19 protein-coding genes and 1 tRNA gene are annotated in these 20,757 nt (G+C 68.4%); 7 read left to right on the top strand and 13 right to left on the bottom strand.

The window, feature by feature from the left end; all coding sequences use genetic code 11:
* Window positions 1-156 precede the first annotated feature (156 nt).
* Entirely contained in the window at window positions 157-285 is a 129-nt protein-coding gene (locus tag OG352_RS21865; protein ID WP_003999697.1) for a DLW-39 family protein, read from the bottom strand.
* Between the two features lie 348 nt (window positions 286-633).
* Between OG352_RS21865 and OG352_RS21860 the strand changes: the two genes are divergently transcribed.
* Window positions 634-999, top strand: a complete 366-nt coding sequence (locus OG352_RS21860; protein WP_329219095.1) for a DUF6344 domain-containing protein — start codon at window positions 634-636, stop codon at window positions 997-999.
* A gap of 235 nt (window positions 1,000-1,234) precedes the next feature.
* Here OG352_RS21860 and OG352_RS21855 read toward each other — a convergent pair.
* From OG352_RS21855 to dnaA, 9 genes are all read right to left on the bottom strand, one after another.
* A tRNA-Ile gene (locus tag OG352_RS21855) sits at window positions 1,235-1,311 on the bottom strand.
* Window positions 1,312-1,436: 125 nt separating this feature from the next.
* Entirely contained in the window at window positions 1,437-2,273 is an 837-nt protein-coding gene (locus tag OG352_RS21850; RefSeq protein ID WP_329219092.1) for a DUF3566 domain-containing protein, read from the bottom strand.
* An 18-nt stretch (window positions 2,274-2,291) separates the two neighbouring features.
* Entirely contained in the window at window positions 2,292-4,886 is a 2,595-nt protein-coding gene (gyrA, locus tag OG352_RS21845) for a DNA gyrase subunit A (RefSeq protein ID WP_329219091.1), read from the bottom strand.
* A 42-nt stretch (window positions 4,887-4,928) separates the two neighbouring features.
* Window positions 4,929-7,013: a DNA topoisomerase (ATP-hydrolyzing) subunit B gene (gene gyrB, locus OG352_RS21840; protein ID WP_329219090.1), complete on the bottom strand. Its 2,085-nt coding sequence runs from the start codon at window positions 7,011-7,013 to the stop codon at window positions 4,929-4,931.
* A gap of 374 nt (window positions 7,014-7,387) precedes the next feature.
* The gene (locus tag OG352_RS21835; RefSeq protein ID WP_329219089.1) at window positions 7,388-7,933 is read right to left on the bottom strand and encodes a DUF721 domain-containing protein; all 546 of its coding nucleotides are present in this window, start codon (window positions 7,931-7,933) and stop codon (window positions 7,388-7,390) included.
* A complete protein-coding gene (recF, locus tag OG352_RS21830; RefSeq protein WP_329219088.1) occupies window positions 7,930-9,051 on the bottom strand; it encodes a DNA replication/repair protein RecF in 1,122 nt (373 codons plus the stop codon). Before recF ends, OG352_RS21835 begins: the two co-directional genes overlap by 4 nt.
* A 52-nt stretch (window positions 9,052-9,103) precedes the next feature.
* Complete coding sequence (gene gnd / locus OG352_RS21825; protein WP_329219087.1) at window positions 9,104-9,979, bottom strand: phosphogluconate dehydrogenase (NAD(+)-dependent, decarboxylating); 876 nt, start codon at window positions 9,977-9,979, stop codon at window positions 9,104-9,106.
* A gap of 222 nt (window positions 9,980-10,201) precedes the next feature.
* A complete protein-coding gene (dnaN, locus tag OG352_RS21820) occupies window positions 10,202-11,335 on the bottom strand; it encodes a DNA polymerase III subunit beta (protein WP_329219086.1) in 1,134 nt (377 codons plus the stop codon).
* Between the two features lie 986 nt (window positions 11,336-12,321).
* Complete coding sequence (gene dnaA, locus OG352_RS21815) at window positions 12,322-14,268, bottom strand: chromosomal replication initiator protein DnaA (protein WP_329219084.1); 1,947 nt, start codon at window positions 14,266-14,268, stop codon at window positions 12,322-12,324.
* 377 nt (window positions 14,269-14,645) lie between these two features.
* Between dnaA and rpmH the strand changes: the two genes are divergently transcribed.
* The 6 genes from rpmH (at window position 14,646) to rsmG (ending at window position 18,173) form a co-directional block, all read left to right on the top strand.
* Window positions 14,646-14,783, top strand: a complete 138-nt coding sequence (gene rpmH / locus OG352_RS21810; protein WP_006381191.1) for a 50S ribosomal protein L34 — start codon at window positions 14,646-14,648, stop codon at window positions 14,781-14,783.
* A gap of 21 nt (window positions 14,784-14,804) precedes the next feature.
* Window positions 14,805-15,176: a ribonuclease P protein component gene (gene rnpA, locus OG352_RS21805; protein WP_329219082.1), complete on the top strand. Its 372-nt coding sequence runs from the start codon at window positions 14,805-14,807 to the stop codon at window positions 15,174-15,176.
* A complete protein-coding gene (yidD, locus tag OG352_RS21800; RefSeq protein WP_329219081.1) occupies window positions 15,173-15,526 on the top strand; it encodes a membrane protein insertion efficiency factor YidD in 354 nt (117 codons plus the stop codon). Before rnpA ends, yidD begins: the two co-directional genes overlap by 4 nt.
* Window positions 15,527-15,529: 3 nt before the next feature.
* Window positions 15,530-16,810: a membrane protein insertase YidC gene (yidC, locus tag OG352_RS21795; protein ID WP_329219080.1), complete on the top strand. Its 1,281-nt coding sequence runs from the start codon at window positions 15,530-15,532 to the stop codon at window positions 16,808-16,810.
* Between the two features lie 15 nt (window positions 16,811-16,825).
* A complete protein-coding gene (locus tag OG352_RS21790) occupies window positions 16,826-17,338 on the top strand; it encodes a Jag family protein (protein ID WP_329219079.1) in 513 nt (170 codons plus the stop codon).
* A gap of 118 nt (window positions 17,339-17,456) precedes the next feature.
* On the top strand, window positions 17,457-18,173 hold the full coding sequence (rsmG, locus tag OG352_RS21785) for a 16S rRNA (guanine(527)-N(7))-methyltransferase RsmG (RefSeq protein WP_329219077.1): 717 nt from the start codon (window positions 17,457-17,459) through the stop codon (window positions 18,171-18,173).
* A 72-nt stretch (window positions 18,174-18,245) separates the two neighbouring features.
* Here the strand turns inward: rsmG and OG352_RS21780 are convergent, their stop codons facing one another.
* The 3 genes from OG352_RS21780 to OG352_RS21770 form a co-directional block, all read right to left on the bottom strand.
* On the bottom strand, window positions 18,246-18,869 hold the full coding sequence (locus tag OG352_RS21780; RefSeq protein ID WP_329219075.1) for a hypothetical protein: 624 nt from the start codon (window positions 18,867-18,869) through the stop codon (window positions 18,246-18,248).
* Window positions 18,870-18,989: 120 nt separating this feature from the next.
* On the bottom strand, window positions 18,990-19,811 hold the full coding sequence (locus OG352_RS21775) for a hypothetical protein (protein WP_329219073.1): 822 nt from the start codon (window positions 19,809-19,811) through the stop codon (window positions 18,990-18,992).
* A 308-nt stretch (window positions 19,812-20,119) separates the two neighbouring features.
* Window positions 20,120-20,431: a hypothetical protein gene (locus OG352_RS21770; RefSeq protein WP_329219072.1), complete on the bottom strand. Its 312-nt coding sequence runs from the start codon at window positions 20,429-20,431 to the stop codon at window positions 20,120-20,122.
* Window positions 20,432-20,757: the final 326 nt, after the last annotated feature.

Genomic DNA, 20,757 nt, shown 5'->3' with positions numbered 1-20,757 from the left:
CGAACGTGGGCCATCCTGCCCCGCACGCGCGCGTGTCACCCGCGTATCCGCTACGAGCGTCCGGAAAAGGGCGCCTCTAAACGCAGCCCGGGGATCACGCAACACAAAACCCCGACCGCTAGCGGCGGCCGGGGTTTGCTCAGTCTTCGGTACGACTCAAGAACCCGTGGGCACGGAGTCAGTAGCCTCCGTCCACAGATCCTGCTCGGCGCGATCCGCCTGGATCTGGCGGTACACGAGGAGCCCGCCGATGGCGGCCAGTGCGACCAGGAGAAGCTTCTTCACCGCGCGACCTCGTCTTTCCTTGACGTAGGGGACCTCTGGCGCCCGACTATACACACCGACCGAGACCGATCGGTGACCTGCGTCCACCCTCAACTCCCGTCCTCGGCAGCGCAGTAGAGGCAGATCACACCGCTCCGATCGGAGGGTGATCACACCTCGACAGAGGGCTACTTTCGCCCGTACTCACCCCATTTCCTCCATTCTCCTCCACTCTCATGCCCTCTTGCACCCATACGAGTGGTGTTCATCAGAACAACGCCACGCCGCGAGCGTTGGTCCACCACTTCGCGACCTCCATACACATCATGAGGAAAGTACGCAAATCGCCCAACCTGAAAGTGAGGGGCCATGACCGACAACCGGATCATGAAGCTGTGGACCGCCATCGTCACCGCCTTCCTCGCGCTGTGCACGGCGCTCGGACTCATCACGACGACCGCCGCGACGGCGGTGGCCCGCACCGAGCCGACGCACAGCAGCGAGACCGGCACCACCGCGCAGACGACGGCATGGCCGCCGACCTCATCCGCCTGGCTCTGGGCCCAAGCCCGCTCCCTGCCCCCCACGATGAAGCAGCGCATCCGCGCCGAGGCGCACGGCAAGTCCCCCAGTTGCCGCCACCGCGGCCTCCCGGACACGGAATCGGCCGAGCACACCACGACCACCTGCGCCCCTGCCGAACAGCCCGAACCGGCCGTCCCCCTCCAGCGCTGAGCGCTCCCCACCCCCGACGTGACGGCGAACTTGCGTACAGCCCGCACGAACCAGGCCCGGCAGCTCCCCAGGAGCCCACCGGGCCTTCGCCGTGCCACGACCCTGCGAAGGTCGGGAGCGGCCCGTTGGTGTCACCCACAGATGTCGACGACGTAGAAGAAGACGTAGAGGACGTAGAAGAAGATGTCGTGGACGCCAAAGACCCCCAACCATGATCGGTTGGGGGTCTCAGTGCTGGTGGGGCTAACAGGATTTGAACCTGTGGCCTCATCCTTATCAGGGATGCGCTCTAACCAACTGAGCTATAGCCCCGCCGCGCTTTACGGGAGTGTGTCCCGCGCGCTGACTCCTGAAGATTAGCGCACGACGTGGGCAGTCCCAAAATCGATAGTCGCGGTGCCCTCAGGGGAGGTTTGAAGCCGCTACGACGACAAAGGTCACTCGTCTTCGGCGAGCGTCAGCTCGACGCCGCCGACGAAGCCGGCGGAGAGGTTGTAGATGAACGCGCCGAGCGTCGCGAGGGCCGTCGCGAGGACGACGTCGATGACCGCGATGATCGACGTGAACATCAGGACGTGGGGGAGCGACAGGAACGCCTGGAGGTCGAAGCCGTTCGACTCGTTCGAGCCGGTCGCCTCCGAGATCGTGCCGCCGACCGTCGAGAACACGCCCATCGCGTCCATGACCATCCACAGCACGGCGGCCGCGACGATCGTGCAGATGCCCAGCGCGATGGAGAGCAGGAAGCTGACCTTCATCACCGACCACGGGTCGGCCTTCGCCACGCGCAGCCGCGCCTTGCGCACGCGGGGCGTGGTGCGGGCGCCGGTCCGCGGACGCCGTACGGCATCGGCTCCAGCAGATGCGGATGCAGAGGCGGCGGCCGGCGCCGCAGGTGCCTGCGGCGGGTAGGCCTGCGGCGGGTGGTAGGGACCGGCGGGCTGCTGCGGCTGCCGTTCCCCGGGCAGCGGCGAGCCTTCGGCAGGCTGCTTGGCCTGCGCGCCTCGGGTGTCCGTCACGGTTCCCCCCTGGGATCCCTTCGGTCCTTGCGTCTCGGGCGAGGACGAAGGCGAAGCTGATGGCGACGGCGGGTCCGCCACGGGCGCCTTGATGGCCTTCAGCTGGGTCGTGTGGGTGTCCGCCGGACGCCCGTCACCGCCCCCGGCGCCGCGCGCGTCGGTCGTACGCGCGTCCCCCGCCGGAGCGGCGGAGCCACGGCCGCCGCCGTTCTTTTCCGTACCGGCAGACGTACCGGCGCCCGTGGCTCCGCTCACGATGACTCTCTCCTCGTGCTACTCGGAGGAGGGCGACTCACCCTCGTCCGTGCCGGTGGTCGCGGCGCCCTCGGCGGTCTCGTCCACGGCGTCCTCGCCGTCGACCTCTTCCGCCTCGCGCCCCGCCTCGGCGTTACGTGCGATGCCGACGACGGCATCGCGCTTGCCCAGGTTGATCAGTTGGACGCCCATGGTGTCACGGCCGGTTTCCCTGATCTCGTTGACTCGCGTACGAATCACACCGCCCGACAGCGTGATGGCGAGGATCTCGTCGGTCTCCTCGACCACCAGCGCGCCGACAAGCGAACCGCGGTCCTCGACGATCTTGGCGGCCTTGATACCGAGGCCACCGCGACCCTGGACGCGGTACTCGTCGACGGCGGTCCGCTTCGCGTACCCGCCGTCTGTGGCAGTGAACACGAACGTACCGGGTCGAACAACATTCATCGAGAGCAGCTGGTCCGTCTCACGGAAGCTCATGCCCTTGACGCCCGAGGTGGCACGGCCCATGGGCCGCAGCGTTTCGTCCGTGGCGGTGAACCTGATCGACTGGGCCTTCTTGCTGATCAGAAGCAGATCGTCGTCCGCCGAGACGAGTTCGGCTCCGATCAGTTCGTCGTCGGAACCGTCCTCTGTTTCACGGAGATTGATCGCGATGACGCCGCCGGAACGCGGTGAATCGTAATCCTTCAGCGGCGTCTTCTTGACCAAGCCGCCCTTGGTGGCCAGGACCAGGTACGGCGCCGCCTCGTAGTCGCGGATCGCGAGGATCTCGGCGATCGACTCGTCCGGCTGGAAGGCCAGCAGGTTCGCGACGTGCTGTCCACGCGCGTCACGACCGGCGTCGGGCAGCTCGTAGGCCTTCGCGCGGTAGACGCGGCCCTTGTTGGTGAAGAACAGCAGCCAGTGGTGCGTGGTGGAGACGAAGAAGTGGTCGACGATGTCGTCCTCCTTCAGCTTCGCGCCGCGCACGCCCTTGCCGCCCCGCTTCTGGGAGCGGTAGTCGTCCGTCTTCGTGCGCTTGACGTAGCCGCCGCGCGAGATGGTGACGACGATGTCCTCTTCGGCGATCAGGTCCTCGATGGACATGTCACCGTCGTAGGGCACCAGCATCGTCTTGCGGTCGTCGCCGTACTTCTCGACGATCGCGGCCAGTTCCTCGCTCACGATGCCGCGCTGGCGGACCGGGGACGCGAGGATCGCGTTGTACTCGGTGATCTTCGCCTGGAGTTCGTCGTGCTCCTGGATGATCTTCTGGCGCTCCAGGGCGGCGAGCCGGCGCAACTGCATCTCGAGGATGGCGTTGGCCTGGATCTCGTCGATCTCCAGGAGGCTCATCAGGCCCCCGCGCGCGATCTCCACGGTGTCGCTGCGCCGGATCAGCGCGATGACCTCGTCGATGGCGTCCAGGGCCTTCAGGAGGCCGCGCAGGATGTGCGCCCGCTCCTCCGCCTTGCGCAGCCGGAACTTCGTACGGCGGACGATGACCTCGATCTGGTGCGTCACCCAGTGACGGATGAACGCGTCGAGGGACAGCGTGCGCGGGACGCCGTCGACCAACGCCAGCATGTTGGCGCCGAAGTTCGACTGCAGGTCCGTGTGCTTGTACAGGTTGTTCAGGACGACCTTGGCGACCGCGTCCCGCTTCAGGACGATGACCAGGCGCTGGCCGGTGCGCGACGACGTCTCGTCACGGACGTCCGCGATGCCGCCGACCTTGCCGTCCTTCACCAGGTCGGCGATCTTCTGCGCGAGGTTGTCGGGGTTGACCTGGTAGGGCAGCTCCGTGACCACCAGGCACTGGCGGTTCTGGATCTCCTCGACCGCGACGACCGCCCGCATGGTGATCGAGCCACGGCCCGTGCGGTACGCCTCTTCGATGCCCTTGCGGCCCACCACGAGCGCGCCGGTCGGGAAGTCGGGGCCCTTGATGCGCTCGATGAGGGCGTCGAGCAGCTCCTCGTGCGAGGCCTCCGGGTTCTCCAGGTACCACTGGGCGCCGGACGCGACCTCGCGCAGGTTGTGCGAGGGGATGTTCGTCGCCATGCCGACCGCGATGCCGGCCGAGCCGTTGATCAGCAGGTTCGGAAAACGGGCCGGCAGGACGGTCGGCTCCTGGGAGCGGCCGTCGTAGTTGTCCGTGAAGTCGACGGTCTCCTCGTCGATGTCGCGGACCATCTCCATCGACAGCGGCATCATCTTGCACTCGGTGTACCGCATGGCGGCCGCCGGGTCGTTGCCGGGAGAGCCGAAGTTGCCGTTGGAGTCCACCAGCGGCATCCGCATCGACCAGTGCTGCGCGAGGCGGACCAGCGCGTCGTAGATCGAGGAGTCGCCGTGCGGGTGGTAGTTGCCCATGACGTCGCCGACGACGCGGGCGCACTTGTAGAAGCCCTTCTCGGGCCGGTAGCCGCCGTCGTACATGGCGTACAGGACGCGGCGGTGGACGGGCTTGAGGCCGTCCCGGACGTCCGGGAGGGCGCGGGACACGATGACGGACATCGCGTAGTCGAGGTACGAGCGCTGCATCTCCGTCTCGAGCCCGACGGGCTCGATGCGCATCACGATGTCGCCGCCCTCTTCAGGGGTGACGGGAGTGTTCTCGTCGGTCATAGCTGGTGGGAATCCTTCCTGGTGCGGTCAGCTGAGACCGACTCAGATGTCGAGGAAGCGGACGTCCTTGGCGTTGCGCTGGATGAAGGCGCGGCGCGCCTCGACGTCCTCGCCCATGAGGACCGAGAACAGGTCGTCGGCCTGCGCGGCGTCGTCGAGCGTGACCTGGCCGAGGACGCGGTGCTCCTGGTCCATGGTCGTGATGCGCAGCTCCTCGGCGTTCATCTCGCCGAGACCCTTGAAGCGCTGGATCGAGTCCTCGCGGATGCGCTTGCCGCGCTGGCGGCCCATCTCGATCAGGGCGTCGCGCTCACGGTCGGAGTACGCGTACTCGATGTCCTCACGGCCCCACTTGATCTTGTAGAGCGGCGGGCGGGACAGGAACACGTGCCCGGCCTCGACCAGTGGCCGCATGAAGCGGAACAGGAAGGTCAGCAGCAGGGTGTTGATGTGCTGGCCGTCGACGTCGGCGTCCGCCATCAGGATGATCTTGTGATAGCGGAGCTTGGAGATGTCGAAGTCCTCGTGCACACCGGTGCCGAAGGCGGAGATCAGCGCCTGGATCTCCTGGTTCTGCAGGATCTTGTCGATCCTCGACTTCTCCACGTTGAGGATCTTGCCGCGGATCGGAAGGATCGCCTGGTACTGCGGGTTGCGGCCGGACTTGGCCGAGCCGCCGGCGGAGTCGCCCTCGACGATGAAGATCTCGCACTTGACGGGGTCGTTCGACTGGCAGTCGGAGAGCTTGCCCGGCAGCGACGCCGACTCCAGCAGACCCTTGCGCCGGGTCAGGTCGCGGGCCTTGCGGGCCGCCACGCGCGCGGTGGCCGCCTGGATGCTCTTGCGGACGATGTCCGCCGCCTCGACCGGGTTGCGGTCCAGCCAGTCGTTCAGGTGCTCGTAGACGGCCTTCTGGACGAAGGTCTTCGCCTCCGTGTTGCCCAGCTTGGTCTTCGTCTGGCCCTCGAACTGCGGCTCGCTGAGCTTGACCGAGATGATCGCCGTCAGACCCTCGCGGATGTCGTCACCCGTGAGGTTGTCGTCCTTCTCGCGCAGCAGCTTCTTGTCGCGCGCGTACTTGTTGACCAGGTTCGTCAGCGCCGCGCGGAAGCCCTCTTCGTGCGTACCGCCCTCATGCGTGTGGATGATGTTGGCGAAGGAGTACACACCCTCGCTGTAACCGCTGTTCCACTGCATGGCGACCTCGAGGGACAGGCTCTTGTCCTTGTCCTCCGCCTCCAGGTCGATGACCGTGGGGTGCACCGCTTCTCCCTTGCGGGAGTTGAGGTACTTCACGAAGTCGACGATGCCGCCCTCGTAGTGGTACGTGACGGTCTTGACCTCGTTCTTCTCGTCCGCACCCGCCTCGTCCGCCCCGGCCGTGGCCTTCGCCGACTCGCGCTCGTCAGTGAGTTTGATCGTCAAACCCTTGTTGAGGAACGCCATCTCCTGGAAGCGCCGCGAGAGCGTCTCGAAGGAGTACTCGGTGGTCTCGAAGATGTCGGCGTCGGCCCAGAAGGTGACCGAGGTGCCCGTCTCGTCCGTGGCCTCGTGCTTGACGAGCGGCGCCGTGGGCACGCCCATCTTGTAGTCCTGCGTCCAGCGGTGGCCGTCCGTCTTCACCTCGACGGCGACCTTGCCCGACAGGGCGTTCACGACCGAGACGCCGACGCCGTGCAGACCACCGGAGACCGCGTAGCCGCCGCCGCCGAACTTGCCGCCCGCGTGCAGCACCGTGAGCACGACCTCAAGGGCCGGCTTGCCCTCGGAGGCGACGATGCCGACCGGGATACCGCGGCCGTTGTCGATGACGCGCACACCGCCGTCGGCCAGGATCGTCACGTCGATGGTGTCCGCGTGGCCGGCCAGCGCCTCGTCGACCGAGTTGTCGACGACCTCGTACACCAGGTGGTGCAGACCGCGCTCACCGGTCGAGCCGATGTACATACCGGGTCGCTTGCGGACCGCGTCCAGACCCTCGAGGACGGTGATGGCGCTGGCGTCGTACGAAGCGGTCACCTCGTGGCTCGAGATGCTCGCCGCGCTGCTCGCGCCGGCGTCGGTGGACGGGATGTTCTCGTTGGGGTTGCCGGAATCGGCCACGAAGCGCCCTTTCTGGCACAGCACTAGCCAGGCTCGTCGGCGGGTTGCCGGAGCGGCTGCGGCATGTTGCGTTGGTAAGCCTTGATCAGCGTTGCTCAGCTTTTCCCGGGCGGTCCCCACGTTCGGGGCGGGATTAGCTTCCAGTCTACCGGTAGCACTGACAGTGATGGGGGTTTGCCGGTACCTGAGTCCGCATGTGCCGCCCTCAACCGGTCTCTTCCGGGTCCCGATATGCGGAAGGGGGCTCCAAGAGGCTCACGGAGGCACTCAGCGCTTCCGGGTGTCAACCCTTGGCTACTTGGGAGTCACCACGCCATACGCACCCGTAGGCGGGCGGACACGACGAAGGCCGGGCGGTCGCCACAGGACCGTCCCGGCCTTCGCGCACGTGACACACGTCACCCGTAGGTGTCGCCGGGACCGGTGCTCCCAGGGGCTCTGAGGGGGCCGTAGCGGCGGGGCGGGCCGCCGGGGTTGAGCACCTTGATCATCCGCACGGTGCCGTGCCCCAGGTCCTCGTTGAGCCGGGCCACCAGGGTGGGCGTGAGATGACGCAACTGGGTCGCCCAAGCCGTGGAGTCGCACTGCACGACCAGCACCCGCTCGTCCTCGTCGTACCGCTCCGGCACGCAGTGCTTGGCCAGGTCCTCGCCGACCATCTGCGGCCACCGGCCCATCACACCGCCCACCGCGGCCGGGGCCTCCCAGCCGCGCTCGGTGAGCAGCCGGTTGATCGCGGCGCCCAGCGCCATCGGGTCGCGGCCGTCCGCGCGCGCGCCGGAGCGCAGGCCGCCCCCGCGCCGCGCCTGCTTCTTCTGCTGCGCCGCGTCCCCACGCGCGCGTGCCTGCTCCCGCGCCGCCTTGAGCGCCACGCGCGCGAGGTCGACGCCGGACAGCTCGGGCGCCTTGTGAGGAACCTTCGGGACGGACTCGTCGGCGGTCATGCCCGCTCCACCGTCCCCTCGGCCACGACGTACCGCGTCCCGGCGAGCACCTGCGGTACGTCGTCGTCGACGGCGGCCGTGACCAGCACCTGCTCGCCGGGCGCGACCAGCTCGGCCAGCCGCTCCCGCCGCCGCGCGTCCAGTTCGGCGAAGACGTCGTCCAGGACCAGCACCGGCTCGTTGCCCTCGGCGCGCAGCAGGTCGTAGGAGGCCAGCCGCAGGGCGAGCGCGTAGGACCAGGACTCGCCGTGGGAGGCGTACCCCTTGGCGGGCAACGAGCCGAGTTTGAAAATCACATCGTCCCGATGAGGCCCTACGAGGGTGACGCCCCGCTCGATCTCCTGCTTGCGGACGTCCGCGAGCGCGGCCATCAGCTGCCCGTAGAGGTCCTCACGCGTGTGTGCCTCGCCCGGCGCGGACGGCTTGTACTCCAGGGCGACCGGACCCCCGGCCGGGGCCAGTTGCTCGTACGCCTTGTCGGCCAGCGGCTGGATCGCGGCCACCAGGTCGAGCCGCTGGGCGAGCAGCTCGGCACCCACGCGCGCGAGGTGCTGGTCCCACACGTCGAGCGTCGAGAGGTCCATGGAGCGGCCGCCGTGCCGGCGCGCGAGCGCGGCCGTCTTCAGGAGCGTGTTGCGCTGCTTCAGCACCCGCTCGTAGTCGGAGCGCACGCCCGCCATGCGCGGGGAGCGCGCGGTGATCAGCTCGTCCAGGAAGCGGCGCCGCTCACCGGGGTCGCCCTTGATCAGCGCGAGATCCTCGGGCGCGAACAGCACGGTCCGTACGATGCCCAGCACGTCACGGGGTCTGACCTGCGAGGACCTGTTGATGCGGGCGCGGTTGGCGCGGCCGGGGTTCAGCTCCAGTTCGAGCAGTTGCTGCCGCTCGCCCTGTCTGACCTGCGCCCGGATGATCGCGCGGTCGGCGCCCATGCGGACCAGGGGGGCGTCCGAGGCGACCCGGTGGCTGCCGAGGGTCGCGAGGTAGCCGACGGCCTCCACGAGGTTCGTCTTGCCCTGCCCGTTGGGGCCCACGAAGGCGGTGACGCCCGGGTCGAGCGGAACCTCGACCCGGACGTACGAGCGGAAGTCGGCCAGCGACAGATGCGTGACGTGCATGGTCGTTCGCCGACCTCCCCCAGGGTTGTGGATCGCGGGGCGACCCTGTGGACTACTTCGTCTCGACCGCGTGGCCGCCGAACTGGTTGCGCAGCGCCGCGATCATCTTCATCTGCGGCGAGTCGTCCTGCCGGGAGGCGAACCGCGCGAACAGCGAGGCCGTGATCGCGGGCAGCGGCACGGCGTTGTCGATCGCCGCCTCCACCGTCCAGCGGCCCTCGCCGGAGTCCTGTGCGAAGCCGCGCAGCTTGTCGAGGTGCTCGTCCTCGTCCAGCGCGTTGACGGCCAGGTCGAGCAGCCAGGAACGGATGACCGTGCCCTCCTGCCAGGAGCGGAAGACCTCGCGCACGTCCGTGACGGAGTCGACCTTCTCCAGGAGCTCCCAGCCCTCGGCGTAGGCCTGCATCATGGCGTACTCGATACCGTTGTGGACCATCTTCGCGAAGTGCCCGGCGCCGACCCTGCCGGCGTGCACCGCGCCGAAGTCGCCCTCGGGCTTGAGCGCGTCGAAGACCGGCCGCACCTTGGCGACGTTCTCCGCGTCGCCGCCGTACATCAACGCGTAGCCGTTCTGCAGGCCCCAGACGCCTCCGGAGACGCCGCAGTCGACGAAGCCGATGCCCTTGGCGGCCAGCTCCTCGGCGTGCTTCTCGTCGTCCGTCCAGCGGGAGTTGCCGCCGTCCACGACGACGTCGCCCGGCTCCAGCAGTTCGGCGAGTTCGTCGACGGTCGACTGCGTGGCGGCGCCGGCCGGGACCATCACCCAGACCACGCGCGGGCTCTGGAGCTTGCCCACAAGCTCTTCGAGGCTGTGGACGTCGGCGAGGTCCGGGTTGCGGTCGTATCCGACGACGGTGTGGCCGGCGCGGCGGATCCGCTCGCGCATGTTGCCGCCCATCTTGCCGAGGCCGACGAGACCGAGCTCCATCAGTTGTTCCTTAGGTCGCTGTGTGGCGTGTGGGGCACCTTCGTACCCATGTCCGAGCCTAGACCCGGACCGTCACGCACACCTGTGGGCCCAGGCGCTCAAACGTACGGCCCATCCACGCGTTCACCTGCGGCTTCGTCCACAGGGTCCACAGGCCGGGCGGACTCTCTCCACGGCCTGTGGACGACTTCAGGCAACTCGGCAGACAGCTCGGGCGGCAGGTCAGCCGCTGAGGCGCACCGGCATGATCAGGTACTTGTAGGCCTCGTCCGCCTCCGCGTCCAGCGCCGGCTTGCCGCTGAGCAGCGCGGGCTTCGTGGACGTCGTGAAGGACAGCTGGGCGACCGGGGAGTCGATGGCGCTCAGGCCGTCCAGCAGGAAGGTCGGGTTGAAGGCGATCGAGATGTCGTCGCCGTCGAGCTGGGCGTCGACCCGCTCCACAGCCTGTGCGTCGTCACTGGAGCCGGCCTCCAGGATGAGCACGCCCTGCTCGAAGCTCAGCCGCACCGGGGTGTTGCGCTCGGCGACCAGGGCCACACGCTTGACGGCCTCCACGAAGGGGGCGGTCTCGATCACGGCGACGGAGTTGAACTCGGTCGGGAACAGCGTGCGGTACTTCGGGAGGTCGCCCTCCAGAAGGCGGGTGGTCGTACGCCGGCCCGCGCCCTCGAAGCCGATCAGGCCCTCTCCGGAGCCCGAGCCGCCGGACAGCGCCAGGATGACGCTGTCGCCGCTCGTGAGGGCCTTGGCGGTGTCCAGGAGCGTCTTGGCGGGCACCAGGGCGACCGCGGAGGCCTCCGGGTTCTCCGGCTTCCACAGGAACTCGCGGACCGCGAAGCGGTAGCGGTCGGTGGAGGCCAGCGTGACCGTGTCGCCCTCGATCTCGATGCGCACACCGGTGAGCACGGGCAGCGTGTCGTCGCGCCCGGCGGCGATGGCGACCTGGGCGGCGGCGGAGGCGAAGACCTCGCCGGGGACCGTGCCCGTCGCGTTCGGCATCTGCGGCAGGGAGGGGTACTCCTCCACAGGCAGTGTGTGGAGGGTGAAGCGCGAGGAGCCGCAGACCACCGTGGCCCGCACACCGTCCGTGGAGATCTCCACCGGGCGGTTGGGCAGGGCGCGGCAGATGTCGGCGAGCAGGCGGCCGGAGACGAGGACCGTGCCCTCCTCCTCGATCTCGGCCTCCACGGAGACCCGCGCGGAGACCTCGTAGTCGAAGCTGGACAGGCTCAGCTGGCCGCCCTCGGCCTTCAGCAGCAGGCCGGCGAGGACCGGCGCCGGCGGACGGGCCGGGAGGCTGCGTGCCGCCCAGGCCACGGCTTCCGCGAGTACGTCGCGTTCCACCCGGATCTTCACTCTTGCCGCCTCCTGCTGTTGCCGGCGCTTCTCGCCCTGCCTGGCCTTCGTCGTCTGTCTCGGTGTGGTCGGTTCCGCTGAGGGGAAGGACCGACCAACGGGGACCAGTCTGACGCACCGCACTGACAGTCGGTGCCCCTCGGGGTCAAGTCGTGACGAGGGGCAGCCGGGCACCGAGGAGCGAGTTGTGCACAGGACCCGCTTCGAAACGGATTCTCAGCTCTCTCTAGTTGTTAGTAGTAGTAGGGCCTGTGGAAACCGTGGATAACCCCGTTTTCGCAGCTCAGAGGCGATATTTTATCCACTGACCCTGTGGGTGGAGGCGGTGGAAAACCGGGGCCTTCTGTGGAGAACAGAAAGTTCTGCACACTCCATGCACAGGGAGGGCCGACTTGTCCCCAGATTCGTCCCCAGCTTTACCCGTCTTTCCCACAGGCCAACCCGGCAACTTCGTGTGACGCCTTTCACTCGACCCGGTGAGGAGGCGCGTCGGGTTGCCGAACAGTGGACAGACGTGTGGAGAAGCCGGAGATCGCTGGGGACAACCGGCCCCAGCCTGTGGGTTGCCGGTGGACAACTTCGTGCACAGGCTGTGGATCATTTTTTTGTCCACAGCCTGTGGATATCGTTTGTCCACTAATCCACAGCCTGTTGACCTGGTCTGATGATCTCTCCCCGGGGACGCCTGTGGACACAGTCTGGACAACTTCCCGGTCCCCAGGGTGTGGACGGGAAAAAGTCACCGAATCTGTGGAGAGTGGCCGTAACCCGGCCGGTAATCGAACACCGGGTGAGCAGCGGACGACCGCCGCCGGCCGCCGCCGGCGCCCGCAGACCCCCTCCAAGGCAGCCGCAGAACCCGTGCCCGGCCCCGGAACGACGAAAAGGCGCCCCCGGATGTCCTCCAGGGGCGCCCTCAGCGACGTCCGCGACGCGCTCTTGTGACGTGTTCTCGACGCGTTGCGACGCGTTCTCCGGTGGTGCCGTCAGCCGTTCTTGATGCGGTTGGTCAGCTCGGTCACCTGGTTGTAGATGGAGCGCCGCTCGGCCATCAGATTGCGGATCTTGCGGTCCGCGTGCATGACCGTCGTGTGGTCGCGGCCGCCGAACAGCGCGCCGATCTTCGGCAGCGACAGGTCCGTCAGCTCGCGGCACAGGTACATGGCGATCTGCCGGGCCGTGACGAGCTGGCGGCCGCGCGAGCTGCCGCACAGGTCCTCGATCGTGAGGCCGAAGTAGTCGGCCGTCGCGCTCATGATGGCCGTCGACGTGATCTCCGGCGTGGAGTCGTCGCCGCCGGGGATCAGGTCCTTCAGGACGATCTCCGTCAGGCCCAGGTCCACCGGCTGCCGGTTGAGCGACGCGAACGCCGTCACCCGGATCAGCGCGCCCTCCAGCTCACGGATGTTGCGCGAGATCCGCGAGGCGATGAACTCCAGCACCTCCGGCGGGGCGTTGAGCTGCTCCTGCACCGCCTTCTTGCGGAGGATCGCGATCCGCGTCTCCAGCTCGGGCGGCTGGACGTCGGTGATCAGCCCCCACTCGAAACGGTTCCGCAGCCGGTCCTCCAGCGTGACCAACTGCTTCGGCGGCCGGTCGCTGGACAGCACGATCTGCTTGTTGGCGTTGTGGAGCGTGTTGAAGGTGTGGAAGAACTCCTCCTGCGTCGACTCCTTGTCCGCGAGGAACTGGATGTCGTCGACGAGCAGGATGTCCATCTCGCGGTACCGCTTGCGGAAGCTGTCGCCCTTGCCGTCGCGGATGGAGTTGATGAACTCGTTGGTGAACTCCTCGGAGCTCACGTACCGCACACGCGTGCCGGGGTAGAGGCTGCGCGCGTAGTGCCCGATGGCGTGCAGCAGGTGCGTCTTGCCGAGGCCCGACTCCCCGTAGATGAACAGCGGGTTGTAGGCCTTCGCGGGCGCCTCGGCGACGGCGACGGCGGCCGCGTGCGCGAACCGGTTGGACGCGCCGATGACGAACGTGTCGAAGAGGTACTTCGGGTTCAGCCGCGCGGTCGGCTCACCGGGGCCGGCCTTCGGCGAGGACTGCCCGCCCGACGGTCCGGGACCGCCCGGGCCGCCGCGGTGCGGATGCCCGGGACCGGCCGACGGATCGGACAGGTCACGCCGGCCCCCGTCGCGCTGGTCGTAGTCGGAGCGCGACGCCTCGTACTCCGCGCGCTTCTGCTCGTACGGCGACGGATCGTAGGGCGGCCGCTCCATCGACTGGGGACGGTAGTCCTGCGACGGAGGGCCGTAGGAGTCCTGCGACGGGGAGCCGTACGGGCCCTGGGAGTTGGGCCCGTACGAGTCCTGCGACGAAGGCGACGCGTACGGGTCGCGCTCCGGGAAACCGAGCCGCTGCTGCTGCCAGCCGTACTCGTCCTGCTGGGGCCGCGGCCAGCCGCCGGGCTCGGGGCGCTGGTACTCCGACGGGTACGCCGGCCGCGCGGTGGGCAGTTGGTCCGGGCGCGAGCCGGGGAGCTGGTCGCCGGGCGTCGGGGGCAACTGGTCGGCGCGGTGCCGGCCGTAGCCCTCGTACTGACTCTCGTACGGCTTGTCGTATGTGGTGTCGTACCGGCCGTCCGGGAGCTCGGGCTCCTCGTAGCGCGACTGCTGCTGTACGGGGGGCGCCGACGGGGTCGGGGGCTCGCCGACGGAGTCGTCGACGGTGATCGCGATGCGGATCGGTCGCCCGCACTCGCGGCTCAGCGTCTCGCTGACGATCGGCGCGAGGCGGCCTTCGAGGACGCCCTTCGCGAATTCGTTCGGTACGGCGAGCAGGGCGGTGTCGGCGACCAGCGCGAGCGGCTGGCAGCGCCGGATCCAGCGCTCGTCCTTCACCTCGACACCCTGGCCCCGGCCCTCACCGAGGAGCTGTTCCAGTACTCGTGGCCACACTGCGGCAAGATCGGCAGGCACGTCAGCCACAGGGCACGCTCTCTCGTGGGTCCCACGAACGTGTGGTTGCGGGACGGTCGGGATTCAGATCGGGTGGGGGCAGGGACAAAGGAACGAATCGGAGTTCAGCCAAGGTAGTCAGGGCGGCGGCTGCGGTTCAAGTTGTTGTCCCCAGCCTGTGGACAGTGTCTCCCCGTGACCGCCGGTTTGACCGGATGGCGTAGCCGCGCGTACCGTAACCAGGTCGAGTTGTCGATGGCTGCTGCCGCCTGCCTCCGATGGGCACAGATCGCGTCAGGTGATCGGGAAGCGGTGCACTCGGGCGTTGACCGCGAGCTACCTCGTGGGCGCACGGTGACAGCCAGGACGGCACCCCGCCACCACCGATTGATTTCTGGAGCCCCCGAGTGAGCAAGCGCACCTTCCAGCCGAACAACCGTCGTCGCGCCAAGACCCACGGCTTCCGCCTGCGGATGCGTACCCGTGCCGGTCGCGCGATTCTCGCGAACCGCCGTGGCAAGGGTCGCGCGAGCCTGTCCGCCTGATCCTGATCAGGTCATGACGTCGTGCTGCCTACCGAGCATCGGCTGAGGCGGCGCGAAGACTTCGCGACCGCAGTACGACGGGGCCGTCGGGCCGGACGCCCGATTCTCGTCGTCCATTTCCGAAGCGGTGCCACAGACCCGCACGCGCCTGGGGAGAGCGCTCCCCCGACGCGTGCGGGTTTCGTCGTGAGCAAGGCCGTGGGAGGCGCGGTCGTACGCAACAAGGTGAAGCGCAGACTGCGTCACCTGATGCGCGACCGAGTCACCCTCTTCCCCCCCGGTAGCCTGGTAGTCGTACGGGCGCTGCCCGGGGCGGGCGACGCCGACCACGCACAGCTGGCCCAAGACCTGGATGCCGCCCTACAACGGCTACTGGGAGGGGGCGCGCGATGAAGTACCCGCTACTGGCTCTGATCAAGCTCTACCAGTGGACGATCAGTCCACTGCTCGGGCCGGTGTGCAAGTACTACCCGTCGTGCTCCCACTACGGCTACACGGCCATCGACCGGCACGGTGCCATCAAGGGAACGGCACTCACCGCCTGGCGCATCCTGCGGTGCAACCCGTGGTCGCTGGGCGGAGTGGATCATGTCCCGCCGCGTAAGCGCCCGCGGTGGCACGAAATGTTGCGTGACGCCTGGCGTGCACGCAGGGGCGGGACCTCCGCCGCCGAAACGGCCACCGGAGCGAATCCTCCTTCGAGCCCGGCCGCAGAGACACCGTCCCATGCCCAAGGAGCATGATTAGTGGACACGATTGCCAGCCTCTTCAGCTTCATCACGACACCTGTCTCCTGGGTCATCGTCCAGTTCCACTCGGTGTACGGGGCCATCTTCGGCCCTGACACCGGCTGGGCCTGGGGCCTGTCGATCGTGTCCCTGGTGATCCTGATCCGCATCTGCCTGATCCCGCTCTTCGTGAAGCAGATCAAGTCGACCCGGGCCATGCAGACGCTGCAGCCCGAGATGAAGAAGATCCAGGAACGCTACAAGAACGACAAAGCGCGCCAGTCCGAAGAGATGATGAAGCTGTACAAGGAGACGGGCACCAACCCGCTCTCCTCGTGCCTTCCCATCCTGGCGCAGTCCCCGTTCTTCTTCGCCCTCTACCACGTGCTCAACGGCATCGCGACGGGCGACAAGATCGGCGTCATCAACGAGCAACTGCTCGAGAGCGCGCGCAAGGCCCACATCTTCGGCGCTCCGCTGGCCGCGAAGTTCACCGACGGCTCCGCGAAGGTGGAGGCCCTCGGCGCCTCGCTGATGGACGTCCGTGTGGTCACCGCGATCATGATCGTCCTGATGTCGGCCTCGCAGTTCTTCACGCAGCGCCAGCTGATGACGAAGAACGTCGACACCACGGTGAAGACGCCGTTCATGCAGCAGCAGAAGATGCTGATGTACGTCTTCCCCGTCATGTTCGCCGTCTTCGGCATCAACTTCCCCGTAGGTGTCCTCGTCTACTGGCTCACCACCAACATGTGGACCATGGGCCAGCAGATGTACGTCATCCGCAACAACCCGACCCCGGGTTCCAAGGCCCAGGCCGCCTACCTGGAGCGCCTGTACAAGCACGTCACGCACGCCGGCAAGACGCGTCGCCGCAGCGAGAAGGCCATCATCAAGGCCATCGTGGCCAAGGGCCGTGACCGTAACGACGCCGAGCGCAAGTTCATCACCGGTCTGACCAAGGTGGGCTTCGCCGCCCAGACCGACGGCACCGTGATCAAGAGCGAGGCCCAGGCCGCCACCCAGGCGGAGGACGGCACGCCGACGAGCGCGGCCGCCGCCAAGCGTCAGCAGCCCAAGCGGCAGTCGAAGTCCCAGCGCCATTCCACGGCCCCCAAGGCGGCCGGCGAGACCACCTCGCTGACCAAGTCCGACGAGCCGGAGGACGCCAAGCCCTCCGGTGCCACCGGCGCCGCCCAGCAGGGCGCTGCCAAGCCCGGGGCCGCAGGCCGCAGCAAGGCCCAGTCCGGGCAGCGCAAGGGCGGCCCGCAGCGCCCCAAGTCCCCGTCCAAGAAGTAAGAAGGAGCCCATCCCGTGACGGAAGGCACCACCTCCGCTGCCGACGAGGGTGCAGACACCCTGACCCGCCTGGAGCAGGAGGGCGAGATCGCGGCGGACTACCTCGAGGGTCTGCTGGACATCGCCGATCTCGACGGCGACATCGACATGGACGTCGAGGCCGACCGCGCCGCCGTGTCGATCATCAGCGACTCGGGCACCCGTGACCTGCAGAAGCTGGTCGGCCGGGACGGCGAGGTGCTGGAGGCGCTGCAGGAACTCACGCGCCTGGCCGTGCACCGGGAGACCGGCGACCGCAGCCGTCTGATGCTGGACGTCGCCGGCTATCGCGCCAAGAAGCGCACCGAGCTCTCCGAGCTGGGCGCAAAGGCCGCCGCCGACGCGAAGAACAGCGGTGAGCCGGTGAAGATGAGGCCGATGACGCCCTTCGAGCGCAAGGTCGTCCACGACGCGGTCAAGGCCGCCGGCCTGCGCAGTGAGTCCGAGGGCGAGGAGCCGCAGCGCTTCGTCGTCGTGCTGCCCAACTGATTCGGTACGTGCGTATCCCCGGCCCCGTCTGTTGCGCAGACGGGGCCGGTCTTTGTCAGCCTGGTAGTTCTGGTGGTCGGCGCGTCGAGCGCTGATGCGGTACGGAAGGACGGTCCCCGTGACGGAGGCAGCGGAGCTCCCCCCCGCGCCCGAAGTGGCACGTGAGGTATTCGGCGATCGCTTCGGCGATGCGGTCCGGTACGCCGAGCTCCTGGCCGAGGCAGGCGTGCAGCGCGGGCTCATCGGCCCACGCGAGGTGCCCCGCCTGTGGGAGAGGCACATCCTGAACTGCGCGGTGCTCTCCGAGGTCGTGCCCGAGGGCGTGACCGTGTGCGACGTCGGCTCGGGCGCCGGTCTGCCCGGCATTCCCCTGGCGCTCGTACGGGAGGACCTGAAGATCACCCTGCTGGAGCCGCTCCTGCGCCGCACCAACTTCCTCACCGAGGTCGTCGAGCTCCTCGGCCTGGACCATGTGACGGTCGTGCGGGGCCGCGCCGAGGAGGTCATGGGCACGCTCCAGCCGGTCCATGTGGTGACCGCCCGTGCCGTCGCGCCTCTGGACCGCCTGGCCGCCTGGGGCGTCCCGCTGCTGCGCCCCTACGGCGAGATGCTCGCCCTCAAGGGCGACGCCGCCGAGGAGGAGCTGAAGAGCGCCGCCACGGCACTGAGCAAGCTCGGCGCCGTGAGCACCTCGATCCTGCATGTCGGCGAGGGCGTGGTCGACCCGCTTTCCACGGTCGTACGGGTCGAGGTCGGCGAGAGCCCGGGCGGTGTGCGCTTCGCGGCCAAGCGGGCCAAGGCCGCCAGGACCGGACGGGTCCGACGGCGCCGCTGACCTGGCCGTTCTGCCCGTAGGGTCCGGGACGACGGAGAGTTCGAGCAGGGGCATGCCGGGGAGCCGGCCGCGTCACTTCGCGGCGGTCCGGTCTTCCGCCGTCAGGGCCCATGCGTGCGGGCGACGCGTGGCGATCAGCACGGAGTACGGCCATGCGAGCAGAGCCACGACCACGACGACAGCGCCACAGGTGATCAGCAGTCCGGTGGTGACGTACGTCGGTCCTCCGTTGCTGACCGGCGCGGTGAGCCAGGCGGCTACGAGGGGGCCGACGAGTCCGGCGGAGGCCAGGGGGACCAGCACGGACCACAGCGCCGTGCTCCGTACGACCCGGCCGCGGTCGGCCCTCGTCGACCGTGCGGCGAGCGCCCGGTCCCGGCGCAGGAACGTGGCCGTGGCGGCGCACCCCGCGGCCACGGCCACCACGCCGATCCCCGCGATCCCGAGGAGCACGATCCAGCGGCCCTGGTCGCGGTTGGGGATGTCAGCCGTGATGTTGTCCTCGCCGAGCGCCTTCACCCCTGCGCCTCGGGGAAAGACCTGGTAGCCGACGGCCTTGAGGCCGGGCACGTCCAGGTTCTGACCGCCCGGGTGCACTAGGGCCAGGGTGCTTGTGGTGTCCTCAGCCGCCTGCTTCGCGAGGTCGCCGGTGCCGATCCGGGAACCTCCACGAAGGGGCTGCTCCCCAGGTGCCACTTGATCAGCTCCTGGAGGTGTGCGTCCGAGGGCAGCGCGTCGAGGCGGACGGGTTCGGCCTGACACGGCAGGTGCAGGCTCTCCAGGGCGGGGCAGTCGCCCTGGAGGGAGAGCGGGCCTTCAGGGTCGTCGGACGGAGGCGTCAGGAGCACGGCTCCGGATTCCGGGACCCGGCGAAGGAAGGAAGCCATCTGATCGGTGGTCACCGCGCCGTTCGGGACGACGTCTACCGGTGACAGCACCGGCCACCGGTCCCAGAGCGAGCAGCCAACCGTAGGTCCGCAGGTCCGTGGAGGAGAGCAGATAGTCGGTGTGGGGCACGCGGACGTCCCACAGCAGAGCGGCGGCGACGGGCAGGGCAGCGGCGGCAGTGCCCAGGAGGGCGGGCCGCCATGCCGGGGTGCCGCCCTGTCGCGTGGGCGACCCGAGACACATCGCCGCGATCAGCAGAGCGAAACCGGGCAGAAGAAGCAGGCCTGTGACGGCGGCCAGGAACATCCACTCCGGCCTGTCGTCGGCTCGCCCTGATCCGGGCTCAAGTCCCTGGGCTGTCGAGCCTGCTGACGGGCCGAAACCGGTGACGATCTCGGTCGGCTGCCGCGAGCTCAGCTCGGCAGCGGGACGCACATAGGCGAGCCACTCGCCGGGATCCTCCGGACCGTCCTGGCCGATGGTTCCCGCCGGCTTGCCGTAGCGGCGCTCGATGTGTTCGCCCGCGCCCGCCTTCAGGAGGGCGGGAGACGGCACCGCCTCTCCGGGCTCCGGCCAGTGCCGCACGCCCGGGGGCAGCGGCGCGATTCCGGAGTGCGGAGATATATAGACGACGCTGAAGCGCCGTTCGCCCTGCAGGGAATCCGAGCCGACGAGCCACCGCGTCGCGTTCTCCTGCTTCTGCCCCTGCCCCTGCCCCTGCCCCTGCTCCTGCTCCTGCTCCTGCGGCACGGGGGTACGGGGGTACGGGCCTCGCGGTGACGTTCTTTGCCCTGATACGCGCCATGCACACCCGCCACGGCGCTGAGACCGAGCGCGATGACCAGAGCGGCAAGAAACAGTGCGATGAAACGTGCCCATGGGCTTCCGCCGCTGTGGGCTCGATGGAAGTGTCCGAGGCGTTGCCGCCGATGGACTCGGTCGTGACTGTGCTCACGGGGGCCCTCAGTGTTCTGGCTTCGGCTGGTGACGCGGGTACGGCAACGTGCTGCGGCTACGGCAGCGTGCCGCGGGGGAGACACCCCCCGCGGCACGAGATATCAGCGGCCGTCGCCCGGACGGTCGTCCGGACCGCACTGGTCCGGAGCGGCTTGGACGTCGATGCAGGCCGTCACCTTGACGACGTAGTTGCTGGCGGACGAGCCGCTCGTGATGGTGGTGCCGGAGCCACGGTCGTTGTCCAGCCGGAGGTCCGTGGAGTTCTTCCGGTCGTACAGGGTGTACACGGAGTGGCTGTCGCTGGAGCCGTCCTTGACGGAGACGGTCTTGTTGCCCGAGCTCTGGTAGCTCCAGGCGGACACCCAGGTGATCTTCACGCCGTCGGTCCGGGTGAAGCCGTACGAGGAGGTCACGTTCTCCCCGGCGTCACCGAAAGCCGGGGAGGCGCCCAAAAGGGCTGCGGAGAAAGCGGCGACAACCGCGCCTGCGACTTCCGCACCACGTGGCAGCCACGCATTGCCGCGCCGAGGCGAAGGGATCAAGCGTTTTCATGCAGGTCGGCGAGGGGGTCCGGGTGCTCGATGTCAGTTTTGAGCGAGGGGTGCCTTGGGCTGTTCCGGCGAGCCGCTTGCCTTACTTGCCCGCAAATCAGAGGCTCGGTGATGTTGAGAGTCCAGTGAATTGTGGGATGGCTGAAGTGAAAATGTGACGCGTCCTGGTCTGCGTTTCGCGGTCCACT

The sequence above is a fragment of the Streptomyces sp. NBC_01485 genome, assembly GCF_036227125.1.
Taxonomy (GTDB): Bacteria; Actinomycetota; Actinomycetes; order Streptomycetales; family Streptomycetaceae; genus Streptomyces.
This window is presented reverse-complemented; position numbering and strand designations above follow the sequence as displayed.